Origin of the sequence: Methylocystis borbori, from assembly GCF_036576025.1 — a bacterium.
GTDB lineage: Bacteria > Pseudomonadota > Alphaproteobacteria > Rhizobiales > Beijerinckiaceae > Methylocystis > Methylocystis borbori.
Genome location: NZ_JAZHYN010000091.1, coordinates 1 through 2,515, shown reverse-complemented (window position 1 = coordinate 2,515; position 2,515 = coordinate 1). Strand labels below are relative to the sequence as shown.

The window sequence follows — 2,515 nt, the reverse complement described above, 5'->3', positions numbered from 1 at the left end:
ACGATCAGGATGCGATGGCCCAATTCCGCCAGCGCCGCCAGCGTGTTCTGGGACGTCGTCGACTTGCCGATGCCCCCCTTACCGTAAAACGCGATTTGCCGTAGTGACGACATGTTGATCTCCTCTCGGGCCCCTAAACGCCTTCGCCCCCGCGCCTCTGCGCGGAATTTTGATCTGCGCCGCTCCGACCGTGATGAGACTGATTTTCCCCGGGAGGGCTGTTCGTCGGCTCTCGATCGTGTCGCAGGCCATATTTCGCAAGCGCCGTGCCAAGGAAATCCATTCAATAAAATTATTATATTTCATCTAGTTATGAAAATTGATGCGGGGAGGAAATCTATGTTGGAAAGCTAACAAGAGACGGAGTTCCCGACATTGTTACCTTTCCAAAAAACAAATGTGTCCTTAGGCAACCATTGGGGGATGGGGCGAGCGCCCAACGATTAGGCAAGGCCCGCGGGCGATCTCAACGGCCTTGGGAGACCGCCTCGAGCCTTTCGCGCGCCGCCTCGGCGACGAGCGGGTCGACATCGCCGACCATTTGCGCCACTTCCGGCCCCGACAGGCGGGTGACGACATAATATCGGACCCGCCAGTCCGGATCGGTTTTCAAGCTCGACAATTGGCTCTCCGACATGCGCGCCGCGGCTTCGAGCCGCACGTCGGCCGAAGCGTCCATGGCCATCCGGCCCAGCCATTTGGGGTCGATGCGCTTGGCGACGAGGCGCCGAACCTCCTGTTCGGCGTCGTCCATCATCATCGAAAGTAATGACGGATCTATTTTTCTGGCGACTACTATACGTACATAGTAATCGGGGTCCTTGCTCATCGCGATGAGATCGGGACCGTCCAGAATAGAAGCGATCCGGATGCGGACCTCGCGATGCGGGTCGTCGCGCAAGGAGAGCTGATAGCGCGTCGGAAGGCGCCGAACCGCTTCCCATCTCACCGTCTCGTCGGGATCCTTGAGCAGTTTCGGCAGCAGGAAAGGATTGGCGAATTTCGCCGCAACCGCCCGCACCTCGAAATGAGGATGGTCGAGATAGCGGTCGGCGAATTCGGGATTTCCTTCGAAGAAGCGGTCGATGCGCCTCGCATATCGATCCTGAACGCAGGACTTGCGCAATTCGCACCGCCCGCTCGCGCGCAAATCCTGATGCGGACACGAGGCGCAGTCAACTTCGTCGCCGCGCCAGTCCAGCGCCTCCTCAATCTCCCGCGTCTTCTTCATCGAGGCCCACTCTGTCCAAAACTTGCAGGAGCACTTTCGCGCCGATCTTATCGGAGGGATCGAGCTCGAGCAGTTTCATGATGGCGACGCGGCTTTCCTCGAGCGCGCCGAGCCTCATTTGCAAATAGGCGTAACCCTTGAGCGTGAAGAGGAAGAAGCGCGGCAGAATTTCTTCGTAACGATCGAAGACGGCGTCTTCCCGCTTCACGCTGCGCCAGTCGAGCGACACGTTGTTTTCGCGCGCCGCCTTGTGCAGACATAGATTGGCGATATGAAGCGCTTCCTGCAGGCGACCTTTGTAGAAATAAAAGCGGTAGAGCCCGATCAGCACGGCGGCGTGATCGGGCGCCAATTTCTCCGCTTCCTTGAGATATTTCTCGGCTTCCTCGGAATCCGCATAGACGTCGCTTGCGTATTCGAGACATAATTGAGCCTCGGGCGGCAGGCCATAGCCAAGAACCGCCGCCTCGAGAAATTCCTTCTCGTCGAAGCTCTCTTCGAGTTCCATCTCGTTGCCGCTCGCGCGTTAGTGCGCGTGTTCCGTCGCCGGCGCGCTATGGCTGGAGCAGGTTCCCGTATTCTTGGGATCGCGGAAAACCAATCCGCCGCTCGTCGCCGACTCAGCATAATCGATGGTGACCCCATCGAGCAGCAAGCGGCTTTCGGCCGGAAGAAAGAACTTCAGGCCGTCGAAGACGAATTGCTGCTCGCCTTCGCGAGGCGCGGGCTCGACGTCAAACTGGGCGCTGAGGCCCGAGCAGCCGCCGGGCGTGACCAGAAGGCGGAAACCGCCTTCTGGACTGGTGCTGAATTGAATCATCCTGCGGATGAATTTATGCGCCCCCGGAGTAAGCGTAACTTTCATCGTAATCGCCCTCACGCCGGCGGCTGGTAACGAGGATAGGAGGTGTCGATGATACAAGTATCGTCGACGGGGCAGACCGCAGCGCATTGCGGCGCGTCGAAATGCCCGATGCACTCCGTGCATTTCTTGGGGTCGATGATGAATGTGCCGTTCTTTTCATAGATCGCCACATTCGGACATTCCGGCTCGCATGCCGAGCAGCTCGTGCATTGCGAGGCTACGATTTTGAGCGCCATCAACTACTCCTTCGCTCTTGCGATTTAGGCGACATCTTCCTCGGCTTAAACCTTAAGCCGCATTGATGAGTGCGCCTTGTCTGATTTCGGCGTCGCCGCGCTGGGCGTGCTGGATTTCGCCGGCGGCGACCTTGTCGAGATAGGCCTTGAACCAGGTGATCGCCGACTTCTCGATGAACTCAT

The 2,515-nt window shown here is 58.4% G+C and carries 5 protein-coding genes; all 5 read right to left on the bottom strand.

What is annotated here, in order from left to right; all coding sequences use genetic code 11:
* Positions 1-113 (bottom strand): ArsA-related P-loop ATPase (locus tag V3H18_RS16500; protein WP_332083019.1); only part of this gene is annotated, 113 nt, incomplete at its 3' end.
* 353 nt (positions 114-466) lie between these two features.
* Positions 467-1,231 (bottom strand): 4Fe4S-binding leucine-rich repeat protein, encoded by a 765-nt coding sequence (locus tag V3H18_RS16495; RefSeq protein ID WP_332083173.1) that lies wholly within the window; start codon positions 1,229-1,231, stop codon positions 467-469.
* Complete coding sequence (locus V3H18_RS16490) at positions 1,209-1,739, bottom strand: tetratricopeptide repeat protein (RefSeq protein ID WP_332083172.1); 531 nt, start codon at positions 1,737-1,739, stop codon at positions 1,209-1,211. Before V3H18_RS16490 ends, V3H18_RS16495 begins: the two co-directional genes overlap by 23 nt.
* Positions 1,740-1,757: 18 nt before the next feature.
* Complete coding sequence (locus V3H18_RS16485) at positions 1,758-2,096, bottom strand: HesB/IscA family protein (protein WP_332083171.1); 339 nt, start codon at positions 2,094-2,096, stop codon at positions 1,758-1,760.
* Between the two features lie 11 nt (positions 2,097-2,107).
* Entirely contained in the window at positions 2,108-2,332 is a 225-nt protein-coding gene (locus V3H18_RS16480; protein WP_332083170.1) for a 4Fe-4S binding protein, read from the bottom strand.
* Positions 2,333-2,515: the final 183 nt, after the last annotated feature.